At 65.2% G+C, this 18,859-nt stretch carries 19 protein-coding genes; 16 read left to right on the forward strand and 3 right to left on the reverse strand.

Annotated features, from left to right (window positions below; all coding sequences use genetic code 11):
- Window positions 1–88: 88 nt before the first annotated feature.
- On the reverse strand, window positions 89–697 hold the full coding sequence (locus AC1DXX_RS20880) for a Crp/Fnr family transcriptional regulator (protein ID WP_478136121.1): 609 nt from the start codon (window positions 695–697) through the stop codon (window positions 89–91).
- A gap of 155 nt (window positions 698–852) precedes the next feature.
- Between AC1DXX_RS20880 and oxc the strand changes: the two genes are divergently transcribed.
- The 11 genes from oxc (at window position 853) to AC1DXX_RS20935 (ending at window position 12,997) form a co-directional block, all read left to right on the forward strand.
- Entirely contained in the window at window positions 853–2,676 is a 1,824-nt protein-coding gene (oxc, locus tag AC1DXX_RS20885) for an oxalyl-CoA decarboxylase (RefSeq protein ID WP_478136122.1), read from the forward strand.
- A gap of 25 nt (window positions 2,677–2,701) precedes the next feature.
- A complete protein-coding gene (frc, locus tag AC1DXX_RS20890; RefSeq protein WP_478136123.1) occupies window positions 2,702–3,976 on the forward strand; it encodes a formyl-CoA transferase in 1,275 nt (424 codons plus the stop codon).
- Window positions 3,977–4,005: 29 nt separating this feature from the next.
- Window positions 4,006–4,440, forward strand: a complete 435-nt coding sequence (locus AC1DXX_RS20895; protein WP_478136124.1) for a PAS domain-containing protein — start codon at window positions 4,006–4,008, stop codon at window positions 4,438–4,440.
- Between the two features lie 13 nt (window positions 4,441–4,453).
- Window positions 4,454–5,701, forward strand: a complete 1,248-nt coding sequence (gene frc, locus AC1DXX_RS20900) for a formyl-CoA transferase (RefSeq protein ID WP_478136125.1) — start codon at window positions 4,454–4,456, stop codon at window positions 5,699–5,701.
- A gap of 159 nt (window positions 5,702–5,860) precedes the next feature.
- A complete protein-coding gene (locus AC1DXX_RS20905; RefSeq protein ID WP_478136126.1) occupies window positions 5,861–6,244 on the forward strand; it encodes an HAD family hydrolase in 384 nt (127 codons plus the stop codon).
- 7 nt (window positions 6,245–6,251) lie between these two features.
- Window positions 6,252–7,427 (forward strand): ADP-forming succinate--CoA ligase subunit beta, encoded by a 1,176-nt coding sequence (gene sucC / locus AC1DXX_RS20910; protein WP_478136127.1) that lies wholly within the window; start codon window positions 6,252–6,254, stop codon window positions 7,425–7,427.
- Between the two features lie 351 nt (window positions 7,428–7,778).
- Window positions 7,779–8,678, forward strand: coding sequence for a succinate--CoA ligase subunit alpha (gene sucD / locus AC1DXX_RS20915; RefSeq protein WP_478136128.1), 900 nt, complete (start codon window positions 7,779–7,781; stop codon window positions 8,676–8,678).
- A gap of 45 nt (window positions 8,679–8,723) precedes the next feature.
- A complete protein-coding gene (locus AC1DXX_RS20920) occupies window positions 8,724–9,494 on the forward strand; it encodes a fumarylacetoacetate hydrolase family protein (protein WP_478136129.1) in 771 nt (256 codons plus the stop codon).
- A gap of 46 nt (window positions 9,495–9,540) precedes the next feature.
- Entirely contained in the window at window positions 9,541–10,551 is a 1,011-nt protein-coding gene (locus AC1DXX_RS20925) for a 2-dehydropantoate 2-reductase (RefSeq protein ID WP_478136130.1), read from the forward strand.
- Window positions 10,552–10,564: 13 nt separating this feature from the next.
- Window positions 10,565–11,986, forward strand: coding sequence for a pyruvate kinase (gene pyk, locus AC1DXX_RS20930; protein ID WP_478136131.1), 1,422 nt, complete (start codon window positions 10,565–10,567; stop codon window positions 11,984–11,986).
- A gap of 69 nt (window positions 11,987–12,055) precedes the next feature.
- A complete protein-coding gene (locus AC1DXX_RS20935; protein WP_478136132.1) occupies window positions 12,056–12,997 on the forward strand; it encodes a LysR family transcriptional regulator in 942 nt (313 codons plus the stop codon).
- A gap of 50 nt (window positions 12,998–13,047) precedes the next feature.
- Here AC1DXX_RS20935 and AC1DXX_RS20940 read toward each other — a convergent pair whose 3' ends face one another.
- Entirely contained in the window at window positions 13,048–13,224 is a 177-nt protein-coding gene (locus tag AC1DXX_RS20940; protein ID WP_478136133.1) for a hypothetical protein, read from the reverse strand.
- A gap of 694 nt (window positions 13,225–13,918) precedes the next feature.
- Here AC1DXX_RS20940 and oxlT point away from each other — a divergent pair.
- Entirely contained in the window at window positions 13,919–15,208 is a 1,290-nt protein-coding gene (gene oxlT / locus AC1DXX_RS20945) for an oxalate/formate MFS antiporter (RefSeq protein ID WP_478136139.1), read from the forward strand.
- 16 nt (window positions 15,209–15,224) lie between these two features.
- Here oxlT and AC1DXX_RS20950 read toward each other — a convergent pair whose 3' ends face one another.
- Window positions 15,225–15,467, reverse strand: a complete 243-nt coding sequence (locus AC1DXX_RS20950) for a hypothetical protein (RefSeq protein ID WP_478136134.1) — start codon at window positions 15,465–15,467, stop codon at window positions 15,225–15,227.
- Between the two features lie 117 nt (window positions 15,468–15,584).
- Here AC1DXX_RS20950 and AC1DXX_RS20955 point away from each other — a divergent pair, with 117 nt between their 5' ends.
- The 4 genes from AC1DXX_RS20955 to AC1DXX_RS20970 all read left to right on the forward strand — a co-directional run.
- Entirely contained in the window at window positions 15,585–16,478 is an 894-nt protein-coding gene (locus AC1DXX_RS20955) for a LysR family transcriptional regulator (RefSeq protein WP_478136135.1), read from the forward strand.
- 168 nt (window positions 16,479–16,646) lie between these two features.
- Window positions 16,647–17,147 (forward strand): formate dehydrogenase subunit gamma, encoded by a 501-nt coding sequence (locus AC1DXX_RS20960; RefSeq protein ID WP_478136136.1) that lies wholly within the window; start codon window positions 16,647–16,649, stop codon window positions 17,145–17,147.
- Window positions 17,144–18,706 (forward strand): formate dehydrogenase beta subunit, encoded by a 1,563-nt coding sequence (locus AC1DXX_RS20965; RefSeq protein WP_478136137.1) that lies wholly within the window; start codon window positions 17,144–17,146, stop codon window positions 18,704–18,706. The genes AC1DXX_RS20960 and AC1DXX_RS20965 overlap by 4 nt, the downstream gene beginning before the upstream one ends.
- A partial coding sequence (locus tag AC1DXX_RS20970) for a hypothetical protein (RefSeq protein ID WP_478136138.1) occupies window positions 18,678–18,859 on the forward strand: 182 nt, incomplete at its 3' end. The genes AC1DXX_RS20965 and AC1DXX_RS20970, both read left to right, overlap by 29 nt.

The raw sequence follows: 18,859 nt of genomic DNA on the forward strand, positions 1-18,859 counted from the left end.
CGCGTCGTGATGAGGGCCGCTGCACCCTCACCCCAACCCTCTCCCGCAAGCGGGAGAGGGGGCCAACCCCCAACCCCCAAAGCCGCGCTTAGATCTTTCCGCGCTTGCGAAGCCGACTAAGGGTTTCCGCGGAGAGGTTGAGATACGAGGCCAGTTCCTTGCTCGGAATCCKGTCCTCGAGCTCCGGGTGCTTGCGCATGAACCGGTGCACGCGCCCCGGCGCATCCAGCAGATGCAGCGTGATCGTGTGCGCCATGATCTCGCTCATTCCCTTCATCACCAGGTACTCGAACAGTTCCTTGGTTTCCGGGTGCCGGTTGAGGAAGGTGATCCATTCCTTCAGCGGCAGGCTCGCCACGCGGGCCTTGGTGACGCACACGATGCCGTAGGGCGTCGGCGTGCCCAGCCGCAGTGCCGCATAGCTGGTTTCCATGTCGTGCTCGTCCGCGAAGCGCAGGATCATTTCCTTGCCCTCCGGGTTGCTCACGACCCGCTTGAGGATGCCGTCGAGGATGAAGTATTGCTCCATCTCGCGCACGCCCTGGTGCAGGAGAAAGTCGCCCTTGTTGCCGTCCACGATGACGAGATGGGTTTCCAGCTCGGCGCGGTCGCTCTCGCTCAGGTCCTTGAGCAGGACGTTCTGCCGGAGCTGCGCGCGAATGATGTTCTTCTCCGGGTGGTTTTCCAACAACGTCATGGGTCCCGTCTTGCTCGAATTCGCAACAACAACTTCTGGTTCGTCTGGCCGGTGCCGTTTTCCGGAAAGTTGACCGAGGTCAACGCCCGAAAGCATGCCCCCGAATCATAGTCCCGGCTCGGGCCTCGGCCATTCACCCAAGCAGAAGGAGAGACATGTCTTCAGTAAGAACGGACAAAGAGGCATCCACGACCCTGGACGACGCCCTCAAGCCCACGAACCGGGCCGTTGACGGCGATGCGGTCGTGCGAGCCCTCAAACCAGTCACGGACGACGCAGCGGCGCTGGAAACGATCGACGGCTTCCACCTGGTCATCGATGCGCTGAAGCTGAACGACATCGACACCATCTTCGGCCTCCCCGGCATTCCGATCACCGACCTGACGCGCATGGCGCAGGCCGAGGGCCTGCGGGTCATTTCTTTCCGCCATGAGCAGCACGCCGGCAACGCCGCAGCGGCCGCCGGCTTCCTGACGCAAAAGCCGGGCATCTGCCTGACGGTGTCGGCCCCCGGCTTCCTCAACGGCCTGACCGCGCTGGCCAACGCCACCACCAACTGCTTCCCGATGATCCTGATCAGCGGGTCGAGCGAGCGCGAGATCGTCGACCTGCAGCAGGGCGACTACGAAGAGATGGACCAGCTCGCGATCGCCAAGCCGCTGTGCAAGGCCGCCTTCCGCGTGCTGCATGCCGAGGACATCGGCGTCGGCATCGCACGGGCGATCCGCTCGGCGCTTTCGGGCCGCCCCGGCGGCGTGTACCTCGACCTGCCGGCCAAGCTGTTCGCGCAGACCATGGATGCGGTCAAGGGCAGGAACTCGCTCATCAAGGTGGTCGACCCCGCACCGCGCCAGATCCCTGCACCCGATGCCGTCAAGCGCGCACTCGACCTGCTCAAGGGCGCGAAGAAGCCGCTGATCCTGCTGGGCAAGGGCGCCGCCTATGCGCAGGCCGATGCCGACATCCGCGCGCTGGTCGAGAAGACCGGCATTCCCTACCTGCCGATGTCGATGGCCAAGGGCCTGCTGCCCGACACGCATGCGCAGTCGGCCGCGGCGGCGCGCTCGTACGTGCTGCAGGAAGCCGACGTCGTGATGCTCGTCGGCGCGCGCCTCAACTGGCTGCTCTCGCATGGCAAGGGCAAGACCTGGGCGCAGGACAAGGGCGCGAAGCAGTTCATCCAGATCGACATCGCGCCGACCGAGATCGACAGCAACGTGGCCATCGCCGCGCCGGTGATCGGCGACATCGGCTCCTGCGTCGCGGCGCTGCTCGCGGGTGTCGATGCCAAGTGGGCCAAGCCGCCGGCCGAATGGACCGGTGCCATCGCCGAGCGCAAGGACAAGAACCTGTCGAAGATGGCCGTCACGCTGGCCGCCCGGCCTTCGCCGATGAACTTCCACAGCGCGCTCAGCGTGATCCGCGACCAGGTGAAGGCACGGCCCGATGCCATCGTCGTCAACGAAGGCGCCAACACACTGGACTTCGCGCGCAGCATCGTCGACATGTACGAGCCGCGCAAGCGCCTCGACGTGGGCACCTGGGGGATCATGGGCATCGGCATGGGCTTCGCCGTCGCCGCCGCGGTGGTCACCGGCAAGCCCGTGATCGCGATCGAGGGCGACAGCGCCTTCGGCTTCAGCGGCATGGAAGTGGAGACCATCTGCCGCTACAACCTGCCGATCTGCATCGTCGTCTTCAACAACAACGGCGTCTACCGCGGCACCGACGTGAACAGCAGCGGCACCGCCGACGTGGCGCCCACCGTGTTCGTCAAGAACGCGCGCTACGACAAGCTGATGGAAGCCTTCGGCGGCATCGGCGTCAACGCCACCACCGCCGACGAGCTGCAGAAGGCCCTCGCCGAGGCCGTCGCCTCCGGCCGCCCGACCCTGATCAATGCCGTCATCGACGAGACCGCGGGCACCGAAAGCGGCCGCATCACCAGTCTGAACCCCAGCACGGCGAAGAAGAAGTAATCCAAGTCCATCCAGGAGATATCACATGAGCAGTATCAAACCCCTCAACGGCATCAAGATCATCGACTTCACGCACGTGCAAGCGGGCCCTGCCTGCACGCAAATGCTGGCCTGGTTCGGCGCCGACGTGATCAAGGTCGAGCGCCCCGGCGCCGGTGACGTCACGCGCAGCCAACTGCGCGACATCCCGAACGTCGACGCGCTGTACTTCACCATGCTGAACAGCAACAAGCGCTCGATCACGCTGGACACGAAGAAGCCCGAAGGCAAGGCCGTGCTGGAGAAGATGATCAAGGAATCGGATGTGCTGGTCGAGAACTTCGGCCCCGGCGCGCTGGACCGCATGGGCTTTACCTGGGAACGCATCCAGGAGTTGAACCCGAAGATGATCGTCGCCTCGGTCAAGGGCTTCAGCGACGGCCACCACTATGAAGACCTGAAGGTGTACGAGAACGTGGCGCAGTGCGCCGGCGGTGCCGCCTCCACCACCGGCTGGTGGAAGGGCGAAAACTCTGCGCCGACGATCTCGGCGGCCGCGCTGGGCGACTCCAACACCGGCATGCACCTGGCCATCGGCATCCTGACGGCCATCATCGGCCGCCAGCAAACGGGCAAGGGCCAGAAGGTGGCCTGCTCGATGCAGGATGCCGTGCTCAACCTGTGCCGCGTGAAGATGCGCGACCAGCAGCGCCTGGACAGCGTGGGCTACCTGGAGGAATACCCGCAGTACCCGCACGAGATGGATGCCTTCAAGGACAAGGTGGTGCCGCGCGGCGGCAATGCCGGTGGCGGCGGCCAGCCGGGCTGGATCCTGAAGTGCAAGGGCTGGCAGACCGACCCCAACGCCTACATCTACTTCACGGTGCAGGGCCACGCCTGGGACCCGATCTGCGATGCGCTCGGCAAGCCCGAGTGGAAGACCGATCCGGACTACATGACCCCCAAGGCCCGCCAGCCGCACATCGACCAGATCTTCGCCACCATCGAGGACTTCATCAAGGACAAGACCAAGTTCGAGGCGGTCGACATTTTCCGCAAGCACGACATTCCGTGCGCGCCGGTGCTGTCGATGAAGGAACTGCTGCACGACGAGTCGCTGCGCAAGAGCGGCTCCATCGTCGAAGTGCCGCACAAGGAGCGCGGCAGCTACTGGACCATCGGCAGCCCGATCAAGTTCTCGGACCTCAAGCCCGAGGTCACCGCCTCGCCGCTCTTGGGCGAGCACACTGCAGAAGTGTTGAGCGAGCTGGGGTACACCAAGGACCAGATCGCCAACCTCTACGAGTCCAAGGCCGTCTGAGGCCGTAGCGAAAGAAGCGGGAGCGCACCTTGCCATCATCGACCGTCGATCTGAATCAACTCGTTGCCGGGGCCGGCGACGCCATCATGGTCTGCGATGCGGCAGGTGCGATCACGCTGTGGAACCGCGCCGCCGAGCGCATCTTCGGGTTCACCGAAGCCGAGGCGCTCGGCCAGTCGCTGGACATCATCATTCCGATGCGGCAACGCCAGCGGCATTGGGACGGCTATCACAAGACGATGGAAACGGCGGTTACCAAGTACGGCGCCGACGTGCTGCGCGTGCCCGCATTGCACAAGGACGGACACACGCTGTCGATCGCCTTCACGGTGTCGATGCTGTTCTCGGAGGATCATCAGGTTTGCGGCATCGTCGCCATCGTGCGCGACGAAACCGCCCGCTTCGCCGAAGAGCGCAAGTTGCGCGCCCGTCTGGTAGAAGTCGAAGCCGCGACGGTCAAATAACAGGAGACAGACGATGAGCAAGGCACTCGAGGGCGTCCGCATTCTCGATTTCACCCACGTGCAGTCGGGCCCCACCTGCACCCAGCTGCTGGCCTGGTTCGGCGCCGACGTGATCAAGGTCGAGCGCGCCGGCGAAGGCGACGCAACGCGCGGCCAGCTGCGCGACATTCCCGGTGTGGACAGCCTCTACTTCACGATGCTGAACCACAACAAGCGGTCGATCACGCTGGACACCAAGAACCCGAAGGGCAAGCAGGTCCTGGACACGCTGATCAAGACCTGCGACGTGCTGGTCGAGAACTTCGCTCCCGGCGCACTCGACCGCATGGGCATCACCTGGGACCACATCCAGAAGCTCAACCCCAAGATGATCGTGGCCTCGGTCAAGGGCTTCGGTCCCGGCAAGTACGAGGACTGCAAGGTCTACGAGAACGTGGCGCAATGCGCCGGCGGCGCTGCATCGACCACCGGCTTCGACGACGGCCCGCCCGTGGTCACCGGCGCGCAGATCGGCGACAGCGGCACCGGCCTGCACCTGGCGCTCGGCATCCTCGCCGCGCTGTTCCAGCGCAACAGCACCGGACGCGGCCAGCAGGTGCTGGCGCCGATGCAGGACGCCGTGCTCAACCTCTGCCGCGTGAAGATGCGCGACCAGCAGCGCCTGGAGCGCACCGGCACGCTGCACGAGTACCCGCAGTACCCCGACGGCAAGTTCGGCGACGCGGTGCCGCGCGCCGGCAATGCATCGGGCGGCGGGCAGCCGGGCTCGATCCTCAAGTGCAAGGGCTGGGAGACCGACCCCAATGCCTACATCTACTTCATCACGCAGGGTGCGGTGTGGCCTGCTGTGTGCAAGGTCATCGGGGAAGAGGGCTGGATTACCGACGAGGCCTACGCCACGCCGGCCGCGCGCCTGTTGCACCTGAAGCCGATCTTCGCGCGCATCGAGCAATGGACCATGACCAAGACCAAGTTCGAGGCCATGGACATCCTCAACCAGTACGACATTCCCTGCGGTCCGATCCTGTCGATGAAGGAAATCGCCGCGGACGAATCGCTGCGGGAGAGCGGGACCATCGTCGAGGTCGACCACCCGACGCGCGGCAAGTACCTCACCGTGGGCAACCCCATCAAGATGTCCGACAGCCGGACCGATGTGACCCGTGCGCCGCTGCTGGGCGAGCACACCGAGGAAGTGCTGAAGCAACTGGGCTATGGCGTCGACGAAATCGCCATGCTGCGCACCGAGCGCGTGATCTGAAGAACCGCGCGCTGATTGACTGATTAAGAGGCCTTTTTGCAGGTGGCGCGAGCCATCTGCAAATGGAAATTCGCGCCCGCCTATGTATAACTTATCGTGAATGCATTCAATAAAATAGTTTAACTATTATTTATCGATCATCGAATCTACATTTTGATCATGCCGACCCACAAGCCATTTGTCGAACGGCATTCAATTTCTAGGAGAAATTTCATGATCGACGATTTGCCAATTCAATACTGGAGCAGCGAAACCGAACGCAATGCCTACAACGCGGCGTTCTACGAACTGGGTTTCCGCTGGCACTGGGACCGCGAAATCTACTGCCAGCTGCTGCGCCAGAACCAGGATGGTGCCGAGCGGGTTTGCCAGTACCTGAGCACTCACCAGCCGCACCTTCTGCGCGCCTACGACGCCAAATTCCTGGCCGAGGTGATCGAACAGAAGAAGGATGAGCACCAGAAGCGCGAATTGAGCGGCGGCGTCATGAGCAGGCGCTATTTCAATTGGGCCGAAAGCCACGGTGCCGAACTCGGCGCCTGAAATTGCCATGAATATCCACGAATACCAGGGCAAGGACGTATTGCGCAAATACGGCGTCACCACGCCTCGTGGATTTGCCTGCCTGTCGGCGGACGAAGCGGCGGATGCCGCCACCCGTCTCGGCGGCCGCGCCTGGGTGGTCAAGGCGCAGATCCACGCCGGCGGCCGCGGCAAGGGCGGCGGCGTGAAGCTCGCATGGTCGGTCGACGAGGTGCGGCGGCACGCCAGCCAGATGCTCGGCATGACGCTGAAGACCCACCAGACCGGCCCCGAAGGGCGCGTGGTGAAGCGCCTGTTGGTGGAAGAGGGCGTCGAGGTCGACAAGGAGCTCTACCTCGGCCTGGTGGTCGACCGTGATTCCGGTCGTGTCGTGCTGATGGCATCGAGCGAAGGCGGCATGGACATCGAGGAGGTCGCGGCCCGCACGCCCGGGAAGATCCACAAGGTGTTCATCGATCCGGACACGGGCCTGAAGGGCACCGAGGCCGACATCGTGGCGCGCAGCATCGGTCTCTCGGGCAAGTCGGTGATGCAGGCGCGCACGCTGATGCAGAGCCTGTACCAGGCCTTCGATGCCTGCGATGCATCGCTCGCCGAGATCAACCCGCTGGTCGTCACCCGCGACGGCCGCGTGATCGCGCTCGACGCCAAGTTCAGCTTCGATGCGAACGCGCTCTTCCGCCAGCCCGAGATCGCCGCGATGCGCGATCTGGACGAAGAGGACCCGGCCGAGGTCGAGGCCTCGCAGTTCGATCTTTCCTACATCTCGCTCGACGGCGACATCGGCTGCCTGGTCAACGGCGCGGGCCTCGCGATGGCCACGATGGACGTGATCAAGCTGTATGGCGGCTCACCTGCCAACTTCCTCGACGTGGGCGGTGGCGCCACGGCCGAGAAGGTGACGCAGGCCTTCAAGCTGATGCTGCGCAACCCGAACCTGCGCGCCATCCTCGTGAACATCTTCGGCGGGATCATGAAGTGCGACGTGATCGCGCGCGGCATCGTCGCCGCTGCGCGCGAGGTCGAACTGTCTGTGCCGCTGGTGGTGCGCATGAAGGGCACCAACGAGAGCCTCGGCCGGACCATCCTCGCGCAGTCGGGCCTGCCGATCATCAGTGCGGACGACATGGCGGATGCCGCCCAGCAGGCTGTGGCTGCGGCACGGCGGGGGAGCCTGGGATGAAGGCTTGCTTTTCGAATCGTCGCTGTGGGGGGCATTCAGGGCGCGATCCCGCCGACGGTGTGCGCAGCGAAGCGAATGTCCCCCGGCGCGGCCTAGGGCCGCAGGCCTCCTCCTTTATTTCGCTGCGCAGAGCACACCGCCAGCGTGATCGCTCAGAGCGGTCGTTGATCGGCTGCAAACCAGCAGCGTGCCCTGTGCACAGGGCACCGGGTGCTCCCCGCAGCGAAATAAAGGAGGAGCGAAGCGGGGGACATTCGCGGAGGGGAGTACCCGGTGTCCTGTGCACGCGCCCTGAACAACAGCGCCCAGAGCAAAAGCACCCCGCAAGACAACACGAGGTGAAGGACTGAAATGTCGATCCTCATCAACAAGCACACCCGCGTCATCACGCAGGGCATCACCGGCAAGACAGGCCAGTTCCACACCGCGATGTGCCGCGACTACGGCAACGGCCAGAAGTGCTTCGTCGCCGGCGTGAACCCGCACAAGGCCGGCAAGTCCTTCGACGGCATCCCGGTCTTCGGCACCGTGAAAGACGCGAAGGCCGAGACCGGCGCCACCGTCTCGGTGATCTACGTGCCGCCGCCCTTCGCCGCTGCAGCGATCGACGAAGCGGTCGATGCCGGGCTCGACCTCGTCATCTGCATCACCGAAGGCATTCCGGTGCGCGACATGATCCGCACCCGCCATCGCATGGAGGGCAGCAAGACGCTGTTGCTCGGCCCCAACTGCCCGGGACTCATCACACCCGACGAAATCAAGATCGGCATCATGCCGGGCCACATCCACCAGAAGGGCCGCATCGGCGTGGTCTCGCGCTCCGGCACGCTGACCTACGAGGCCGCGAGCCAGCTCGCACGCTTCGGCATCGGGCAGTCGACCGTGGTCGGCATCGGCGGCGATCCGGTCGGCGGGCTCAAGCACATCGACGTGCTGAAGATGTTCAACGACGACCCGCGCACCGACGCCGTGATCATGGTCGGCGAGATCGGCGGCAATGAAGAAGAAATCTGCGCGCGCTGGATCAAGGACCACATGCGCAAGCCCGTGGTCGGCTTCATCGCCGGCGCCACCGCACCGCCCGGCAAGCGCATGGGCCACGCGGGCGCCATCGTGTCCGGCGGCCGCGGCACCGCGGAGGAAAAGCTCGCGGTGATGAAGGCGTGCGGCATCCACGTGACGCACAACCCCGCCGAGATGGGCAAGCTGCTCGCGTCGCTCGTCATCCCCGACTACCTCCCGTTCGACTGACCGGTCGAAGGGCTCGCGAAATTCATTCAAGAAAGCACACAACAGATGAAACAGCAGCAATGGGTCCGTTTTGAACACGCCGGCGAGGCCGCCTTCGGCACTGTCGAAGGCGATGCGGTGCACGAGCACCAGGGCGACATGTTCGGCCGCTCCGAACCCACGGGCCGCGTGTTCGTGCTGGCAGGCCTGAAGCTGCTCACGCCCACCGAGCCGACCAAGGTCATCGCGCTGTGGAACAACTTCCACGCGCTCGGCGCGAAGCTGAGCCTGCCGGTGCCCGCGGAGCCGCTTTATCTGCTGAAGGCGCCCAACTCCTACCTGGCACCCGGCGAGCCCATCCGCAAGCCGCTGTGCGACGGCAAGGTGGTGTTCGAGGGCGAACTCGGCATCGTCATCGGCAAGACGGCCACGGCCGTCGCCGAAGCCGATGCGCTCGACCATGTGTTCGGCTACACCTGCGCCAACGACGTGACGGTGGCCGATATCCTGAACCGCGACGCTTCGTTCGCGCAGTGGGTGCGCGCCAAGGGCTTCGACACCTTCTGCCCGATGGGCCCGGTGGTCGCCACCGGCCTCGACCCCGCAACGCTGGTCGTGACCACGGTGCTCAACGGCGAAGAGCGGCAGAACTATCCCGTCAGCGACATGCGCTTTTCCGTGCAGCAGCTGGTCAGCCTGATCTCCCAGGACATGACGCTGAATCCCGGCGACGTGATCCTGTGCGGCACCTCGGTCGGCGTCGGCTCGATGAAGCCGGGCAGCCTGGTCGAGATCGGCATCGAAGGCATCGGCACGCTCTCCAACCGCTTCGGTTGAGACCACGCCCGGCCCGCGCAACGCATTCAACTACTTGGGGATCGACATGAAGATAGCAGTCATCGGCGCAGGCGCCATCGGTGGCCTGGTCGGCGCGAAACTCGCGCTGGCCGGCGAGGACGTGACGTTCATCGTGCGGGGTGCCAACCTCGCGGCCATCAAGGCGAACGGCTTCAAGCTGGTTTCGGCCGAAGGCGGGGAGCAGGTGGCGCGCAACGTGAAGGCCACCGACAGCTACGACGAGGCCGGGCCGCAGGACATCGTCATCCTTGCGATGAAGGCGCACCAGGTCGAAGCGGTGGCGAACGACGTGCCCAGGCTGTTCGGCCCCGACACCATGGTGGTGACGATGCAGAACGGCATTCCGTACTGGTACTTCCACAAGCACGGCGGCGCGCTGGCAGGCACGCCGGTGCGCAGCGTCGATCCCGCGGGCGTGGTGAGCGCGAAGATCCCGGCGCAGCGTGTGATCGGCTGCGTGGTCTACCCCGCCTCCGAGCTCATTGCACCGGGCGTGGTGAAGCACATCGAAGGCGATCGCTTCCCCGTCGGCGAGCTCGACGGATCGTCGAGCGAGCGCGTGAACAGCGTGTCGGCCTGCTTCACCGGCGCGGGCTTCAAGGCGCCGGTGCTCGACAACATCCGCGCCGAGATCTGGCTCAAGCTGTGGGGCAACCTCACCTTCAACCCGATCAGCAGCCTGTCGCATTCGACGCTGGTGGACATCTGCCAGTACCCGCCCTCGCGCGACCTGGCCGCCGCGATGATGCGCGAGGCGCAGGCTGTCGCGCACAAGCTCGGCATCGAGTTCCGTGTGACGCTCGAAAAGCGCATCGCCGGCGCCGAGAAGGTCGGCAAGCACAAGACCTCGATGCTGCAGGACGTCGAAGCCGGCCGCGCGCCGGAGATCGATGCGCTGGTGGGCGCGGTGGTCGAACTGGCCCGCCTCACCGACACCTCGACGCCGCACATCGACACCGTGTACACGCTGGTCAAGCTGCTGGCGCGCACCATGGAAGACCAGCGCGGTCGCGTTCGGCTTCACGAAATGGCATGAGGCACGACACACCATGAGACGCACCCGCAGCGCCAAGATCGTCGCCACGCTCGGCCCGGCCACGTCGGACGAGCAGGCCATCCGCGCGCTGTTCGAGCGCGGCGTGGACGTGTTCCGCCTCAACTTCAGCCACGGCTCGCAGTACGACCATGCGCGGCGGCTGGAGGCCATTCGCCGGCTCGAGAAAGAGTTCGGCCGCCCCATCGGCGTGCTGCTCGACCTGCAAGGGCCGAAGCTGCGCCTGGGCACCTTCGAAGGCGGCAAGGCGCAGCTCGAAGCGGGCGCACGATTCCGCCTCGACGTGGACACGAAGACCAGCGGCAACGCGCGCCGCGCGCCGCTGCCGCATCCGGAAATCTTCGCGGCGCTGCAGGCTGGCACCGACCTGCTGCTCGACGACGGCAAGCTGCGCCTGCGCGTGGACAGCCACGGCGCCGACTTCGCGGAGACCACCGTCATCGTCGGCGGGCCGATCTCGGACCGCAAGGGCGTCAACGTGCCGAGCGTGCTGCTGCCGATCTCGCCACTCACGCCGAAGGACCTCGACGACCTGCACTTCGGCCTCGCGATGGGCGTCGACTGGGTCGCGCTGTCCTTCGTGCAGCGTCCCGAGGACATCGAGGAGGCGCGCGCCATCATCGGCACGCGCGCCTGGATCATGGCCAAGCTGGAGAAGCCCGCCGCCATCGAACACCTGGACGGCATCGTCGCGCTGGCCGACGGCATCATGGTCGCGCGCGGCGACCTCGGCGTGGAGCTGCCGCCCGAGCAGGTGCCCGAGCTGCAGCGCCTGATCGTGCGTGCCTGCCGCAAGGGCGGCAAGCCGGTGGTGGTGGCGACGCAGATGCTCGAATCGATGATCGCCGCGCCGGTGCCCACGCGTGCCGAGGTTTCCGATGTGGCGACTGCCATCTACGACGGCGTGGACGCGGTGATGCTCTCCGCCGAATCCGCGTCGGGCAAGTACCCGCTCGAGGCGGTCGCGATGATGGACCGCATCGTCGCGCGCGTGGAGGCCGATCCCTCGTACCGCACCGGCATCGATGCCACGCACGACGCGGCGTTGTCGACCACGGCCGATGCGGTCTGCGCATCGATGCGCCAGGTGGCGGCCCTGCTCGCGCCGGCCGCCACCGTGACCTACACCTCCTCGGGCTTCACCAGCCTGCGCGCCGCGCGCGAGCGGCCCGCGGTGCCGATCCTGAGCCTCACGCCCGACGTCGCCGCTGCGCGCCGCATGGCGATGGTCTGGGGCGTGCATGCCGTGCTCGTCGACGACGTGCACGACGTGGCCGAGATGATCGAATGCGCCTGCCGCACGGCGCGCACCGAAGGCTTCGCGAAGGTGGGCGACGACGTGGTGGTGATTGCCGGCCTGCCGTTCGGGCTCTCCGGCACGACGAACCTGCTGCACGTCGCCAAGATTCCGAAGTGAGTTCCCCGGGGCTCCCAAGGGTGCGCTGTACGATGGCCCTTCGATTGCAGCCACCACCCCATTTTTTCGATGAAGCACGCGACCCTGCGCCAGTTGAAGGTCTTCGAGGCGGTCGCGCGGCTGCTGAGTTTTTCGCGCGCGGCCGAGGAGCTTCATCTCACGCAGCCGGCCGTTTCAACGCAGGTCGCCAAGCTCGAGGAACACGCCGGCAACGTGCTGTTCGAGCAGTTCGGCAAGAAGATATTCCTCACGCCCGCCGGCGCCGAGCTGCTGCAGATCAGCCGCGCGATCATCCAGCAGTTCGAGGCGGCCGAGAACGCGATGATGCAGTTCAAGGGCGTCTCGGGCGGCAAGCTCAACGTGGGCGTGATCAGTGCGGGCGACTACTTCTTCCCGCGCCTGCTGGTGGAGTTCGCGAGCCGCCATCGCGGCGTGACGCTGAACTTCACGGTGCACAACCGCGAGGGGCTGCTGACGCACATCGCCGAGAACCTCACCGACCTCGCGATCATGGTGCGGCCACCCACCGATCTCGACACGCTCAATCAGGCTTTTGCGCCGCACCCGTACGTGATCGTCGCAGCGCCGACGCATCCACTGGTCGGCGTGAAAGGCATTCCGCTGAAGCGACTGATGCGCGAGCCCTTCGTCGTGCGCGAGAAGGCCTCGGACACCTGGCATTCGATGGAAGACGGCTTCGGCCGCGAGTTGGACAACATCAACATCGCGATGGAGATCCGCAGCACCGAGACGATCAAGCAGGCGGTGATCGCGGGCATGGGCGTGAGCTTTGTCTCTGCGCACACCATCAGCCAGGAGATGAAGGCCGGCAGCCTGTGCGTGCTCGACGTGGAGGGCTTTCCGCTGATGCTGAACTGGTACGTCGTGCACCGGCGCACCAAGCGGCTGCCGCCGGTGGCGCAGGCCTTCAAGGACTTTCTGCTGAGCGACGGCGCGTCGCTGATCTCGCAGATCGTGCCGTTCAAACCTCTTGATGAATCACGGCCCTGAAAAAACAAAGAGCGCATCGAGCGCTCTTTTGTTTTCGGGGGAAAGCACGATCAGTTCGTGAGCGCGCTGCGAATGCTCTTGCGGTGCTGCACGAGCGCCGCGCGGGCCGCCTTGTACATGATCACGATCGGCATGGCGGCGATCAGGTCGCGCAGTGCTTCGTCGTTGGTGGTGGTGGACGGCGAGGCGGTGCGGATCGCGCGGGAATCGAGGGTGGTGTTGTTCATTGGAATGCTCCGGAAGGTTGAATCAGAAAGACTGAAGGGATTACCCGCAATTTTAGGGTTTACCCTAGACGAGAGCAAACGCGATTTTTGCGTTTCTTGACCTAGGTCAATTTTTCTCCCATCAGATGTGTCTCGCAAGGGCGGGTGCGTTCGGGGTGCGTGCACAGGCCACCGGGTGCTCCCCTCCGCGAATGTCCCCCGCTTCGCTCCTCCTTTATTTCGCTGCGGGGAGCACCCGGTGCCCTGCGCACGAGAGGCGCAGCTGTAGTGCTGGCCGCTCAACGACTGCTCTGAACGATCACGCTGGCGGTGTGCTCTGCGCAGCGAAATAAAGGAGGAGGCCTGCGGCCCTAGGCCGCGCCGGGGGACATTCGCGGAGCAGAGCACACCGTCGGCGTGATCGAGCCCTGAACAAGCCCCCAAACAAACGTGCACCGCGCACTCGCCAACGATGCCTCGTTGCTAGGGATATCACGGGGGTCCCAACGCGTCACGATTCGTGTGAACTTGACTGCGGTCAAGAGTTTTTGAGTCGCTCCGTCCGACAGTCATTCACGCGCAAAAACAAGTGATGTATTTCTCCTTTTCACTCGGTTGATTGCGTCGCTTTTTCCGAGACCGTCGGATCCATCAAAACAGTAAGGACAACTCCATGACTCGGCCAACGACCACGATTGCGGGGTCCACCCCTGCGATGTATCCCCCATCGGATTCCACCTACGGCGCGACAACCGCCACGCGATCCGAGGCTTACCGATGGGGACAGTTGCTGATCGGCATCGTCTGCATGGCGATGATCGCGAACCTCCAGTACGGCTGGACGCTCTTCGTCAATCCGATCGCTGAAAAACATGGCTGGAGCCGCGCCGCGATCCAGGTGGCCTTCACGATCTTCGTGCTCACCGAGACCTGGCTGGTGCCCATCGAAGGCTACCTCGTCGACCGCTTCGGCCCGCGTCCGGTGGTGCTGGTGGGCGGCGTGCTCTGCGGCCTTGGCTGGGTGCTCAATTCGTTCGCTGCCTCGCTGCCGATGCTCTACATCGCGGCGGCTGTCGGCGGCATCGGCGCGGGTGCGGTGTACGGCACCTGCGTGGGCAATGCGCTCAAGTGGTTCCCCGATCGCCGGGGCCTCGCTGCAGGCATGACTGCGGCAGGTTTCGGCGCCGGATCGGCCCTCACGATCATCCCCATCTCCGTGATGATCAAGACCAGCGGCTACGAGTCTGCCTTTCTCTATTTTGGGATCGGTCAGGGCGTGATCGTCTTCGCCCTGGCCTGGTTGCTCACCCGTGCACCCAACCATTCGAAGGTGTCGAACAGTCGCAACGTGCAGCAGTCGCAACGCGACTACGCGCCGTCCGAAGTGCTGCGCTCGCCCATCTTCTGGGTGATGTACGCGATGTTCGTGATGGTGGCTGCCGGCGGCCTCATGGCCACCGCGCAGCTCGCGCCGATTGCGCAAGACTTCAAGATCATGGACGTACCGGTCAACATCATGGGCCTCGTGCTGCCCGCGCTGACCTTTGCCCTGGCCATCGACCGCGTGCTCAACGGATTGACGCGACCCTTCTTCGGCTGGGTCTCCGACAAGATCGGACGCGAGCAGACGATGTTCATTGCCTTCGCGCTCGAATCGGTCGGCATCCTGGCGCTCTACCACTATGGCCAGAACCCCATCCTCTTCGTGCTGCTGACCGGCATGGTGTTCTTTGCCTGGGGTGAGATCTACAGCCTGTTCCCATCGACCTGCGCCGACACCTTCGGCTCCAAGTTCGCCGCGTCGAACGCCGGCATGCTCTACACCGCGAAGGGCACCGCCTCGCTGCTGGTGCCGCTCTCCAGCGTGCTCGCCGCGTCCACCGGCAGCTGGCATGCCGTCTTCATCGTCGCCAGCGTGGTCAATGCGGTCGCGGCCCTGATGGCGTGGTTCGTGTTGCGCCCGATGCGCCGCAAGCACATCGAGAAGAGCCGACTGGCTTCGTAGTCTCATTGATTGTTCGTCAGCGAAGGCCGATGCGCGAAGCGCGAGAGCGCAGCACATCGGCACGCCACGGGTCGGTGGCTTCTATGGTGTCCGCCGCGACCCGCAAGGCGTGCATCTGCTCGACGTCCTCGATGATCTTCCGGGGACTGAGCAACGCCTCGGCCAGCATGCAGGCCTCGTCGACGAGGGCCCTGAATGCATCGGCAAAACGCCCTGGTGATCCCTTCTTCGCATCGAGTGACTGGCCAAGGATGGGCATGGGGTGCTCCTGGGTTGCGTTGGAATGGCCTTCATCTTCTGTCCGCGCTCTGAATAAGTAAAACGAGATTAATTGCCAGTTGAATGCAAAAATAATGCATTCAAAGAGGGCGCCGCGATGGACATCAACCTGGCCCGGACCTTTCTCGAGATCGTCGAGACGCGCAGCTTCCAGCGCGCCGCGGAGCGCCTGCATGTGACGCAGACCTCGGTGAGCGCCCGCGTGCGGACCCTCGAAGAGCTGCTGCGACGCAAGCTCTTCGTGCGCAACAAGGCCGGGGCAGCGCTCACGCCGGCGGGCGAGCAGTTCCTGCCGCATGCCACCACGTTGGTTCAGGTCTGGGAACGGGCGCGTCACCAGGTGGCGGTGCCCGAGGGCAGCCAGGCCGTGCTCGCGGCCGGCTGCGAGATCAGCCTGTGGGACCCGCTGCTGCTGCGATGGCTGCTGTGGCTGCGCAAGACGGCGCCGCAACTCGCGATCCGCACGGAAGTGGGTTTTCCGCAGGACCTGCTCGACAAGGTGGCGGCGGGCGTGCTCGACGTCGCGATCGTCTATGCGCCGCAGCAGCGGCCGGGGTTGCGCGTGGAGTTGCTGATCGAGGAAAAGCTCGTGATGGTCACCACCGCCCGGCGTCCCCGGATGCCGCGGCCGGCGGACTATGTCTATGTGGACTGGGGGCCGGAGTTCGCGGCGCAGCACGGCCTCGCGTTTCCCGAACTCTCCAATGCCGCGGTGAAGGCCGGACTGGGCCCGCTCGGCCGCGAGTACCTGCTGGCCGCGGGCGGCACCGGCTACTTCCGGCTCGACGTGGTGCGTGGCCACCTGGAATCGGGGCAACTGCGCCGCGTGCCCCACACGCCGGAGTTTCTCTACCCCGCGTATGCGGTCTACGCGGTGGGCGCCGATCCGGCCATCGTCGATCCGGCGCTGGCGGGACTGCGCGAGGTCGTGAGCACGGTTTCCAAGTCGGCCGCGGGCAGCATGCAACCGGCCTTGTTTCCCGGAAATTGACCTGAGTCAAGGCCTTTGCCTTCGTATTCCTCGACAGTGCCTCCAGAGCGGGAAACCGCAGAGTTTTCCTAGGGCAATCGGCAGTGTCTGCGAGCGTGTTTCGGTCGTAGGATGAAAACGCCGGGACAGCTTGACCACGATGAATAAAAACCCGGTAAGGAGCGCCGCATGAACGAAGTGGGCCGACACGCCACGATGAGCGAATCCGATGAACTGGCCGCGGTGCGCCAGGTGCTGCTGCAGCGCGCGGAAGAGCCGGGGGCCTTGCTCCCGATCCTCCACGACGTGCAGGATGCGCTGGGCTACATCCCGCCGCACACCGTGATGACGATCGCCGAGGGCGTGAACCTCTCGCGCGCCGAAGTGCACGGCGTCATCACCTACTACCACCACTTCCGCTCCGCACCCGCGGCGCGGCACGTGATCCAGATCTGCCGCGCCGAGGCCTGCCAGTCAATGGGCGCCGATGCCTTGCTCGCCCATGCGGAGCTGCGTCTCGGATGCAGCGCGCACGGCCACTCGAAGGACGGCAACTTCACGCTCGAGCCGGCCTTCTGCCTCGGCCTGTGCGCCTCGTCGCCCGCGATGACCATCAACGAAGAGCCGCACGCGCGCATGACGCCGCGTTCGTTCGATGCGCTGGTGGCGCAATATGGAGACTGCGCATGAGCGGCATCACTGTTTACGTGCCGCGCGATTCGGCCGCATTGGCTGTCGGCGCAGAGCGTGTGGCCGAGCGCATCGCGCAGGAAGCGGCCGTGCGCGGCGTGGCGTTCAACCTCGTGCGCAACGGTTCGCGCGGCCTGTTCTGGCTCGAACCGATGGTCGAGGTGAGCACACCGGCCGGGCGCGTGGCCTACGGCCCGGTGACGATCGACGACGTGGCCGACCTGTTCGATGCCGGCTTTGCCGAAGGCGCGCAGAAGCACCCGCTGTCGCTGGGCCTGACCGAAGAGATTCCGTACCTGAAGAAGCAGGAGCGCCTGACCTTCGCGCGCATGGGCATCACCGATCCGGTGTCTCTCACCGACTACGAGGCGCATGAAGGTTATGCCGGCCTGCGCCGCGCATTGGCCCTGACGCCGGAAGAGGTCGTGCAGCAGGTGCTCGATTCGGGTCTGCGCGGCCGCGGCGGCGCAGCCTTTCCGGCCGGCATCAAGTGGAAGACCGTGCTGGCCACGCCGGCCGCGCAGAAGTACATCGTCTGCAATGCCGACGAAGGCGACTCGGGCACTTTTTCCGACCGCATGACGATGGAGGGCGACCCGTTCATGCTGATCGAAGGCATGACCATCGCGGGTGTCTCCACTGGCGCGACCAAGGGCTACGTCTACATCCGCTCTGAATACCCGCATGCGATCGCGACGATGAACGAGGCGATCCGCGTGGCCGAAGCCGCAGGTTTCCTGGGCGACGACATCCTGGGCTCGGGCAAGACCTTCTGGCTCGAAGTGCGCAAGGGCGCGGGCTCGTATGTGTGCGGCGAGGAAACGGCGCTGCTCGAAAGCCTCGAAGGCAAGCGCGGCATCGTGCGGGCCAAGCCGCCGCTGCCGGCCATCACCGGCCTGTTCGGCCAGCCCACGCTGATCAACAACGTGATCACGCTGGCCAGCGTGCCGCTGATCCTGGCGCGCGGCGCCGAGTTCTACCGCGACTTCGGCGTCGGCCGTTCGCGCGGCACGTTGCCGATGCAGCTGGCCGGCAACATCAAGCAGGGGGGCCTGGTCGAGAAGGCCTTTGGCGTCACGCTGCGCGAGTTGCTGTACGACTATGGCGGCGGCTCCGCATCGGGCCGGCCGATCAAGGCGGTGCAGGTGGGCGGGCCGCTGGGCGCCTACCTGCCCGAATCGCAGTGGGACCTGCCACTCGACTACGAAGCCTATGCGGCCGTGGGCGGCACGGTGGGCCACGGCGGCATCGTGGTGCACGACGACACGGCCGACCTGTCGAAGCTCGCGCGCTATGCGATGGAGTTCTGCGCCATCGAGTCCTGCGGCAAGTGCACGCCGTGCCGCATCGGCTCGACCCGCGGCGTCGAGGTGATCGACAAGATCCGGGCCGACCAGAACCGGGTGGAGCAGGTCATCCTGCTGCGCGACCTGTGCAACACCATGGTCCACGGCTCGCTGTGCGCCATGGGCGGCATGACGCCATTCCCGGTGCTTTCCGCACTCGACCATTTCCCGCAGGACTTCGGGCTTGTGGTTCCTGATCGCAAGGCTGCCTGAAATGAAAGCTTGTTTTTCTGTTCGTCGCGTTGTGTTTGAGGTGCGTCGTTCGGGGCGTGCTCACGCCGACGGTGTGCGCAGCGAAGCGAATGTCCCCCGGCGCGGCCTAGGGCCGCAGGCCTCCTCCTTTATTTCGCTGCGCAGAGCACACCA

The organism is Variovorax sp. P4_B10 (genome assembly GCF_056402375.1).